The sequence below is a fragment of the Pseudoalteromonas aurantia genome, assembly GCF_005886875.1.
GTDB classification, from domain to species: domain Bacteria; phylum Pseudomonadota; class Gammaproteobacteria; order Enterobacterales; family Alteromonadaceae; genus Pseudoalteromonas; species Pseudoalteromonas aurantia_A.
The window spans coordinates 1-209 of the sequence record NZ_PNBY01000263.1 but is presented as its reverse complement, the minus strand read 5'-3'; the positions used below and the strand labels follow the sequence as shown (position 1 = coordinate 209).

1 protein-coding gene is annotated in these 209 nt (G+C 36.8%); it reads left to right on the top strand.

The window, feature by feature from the left end; genetic code table 11:
• The coding region (locus tag CWC18_RS21335) for a hypothetical protein (protein WP_212747761.1) at window positions 1–209 on the top strand (209 nt) is incomplete at both ends.

The following is a 209-nucleotide window of genomic DNA, read 5'->3' as shown; positions in this document are numbered from 1 at the left end:
GCTCTATGGTTGAAAGTGTTATTGCCAATGTAGCTGTTAGTGCTAATAATCCACGCGACAATAACAGGAGCACCCAATCTAATTTAGGTAGAATTCAAATTTCATTTGTAGAGTTTGAAAAACGACATGGAAAAAGTTCGGCCGTTTATTTAGATGAAATTCGTAAAGCTATGAAAGGCATACCCGGTGCTTCTATAGAAGTAGGAAAA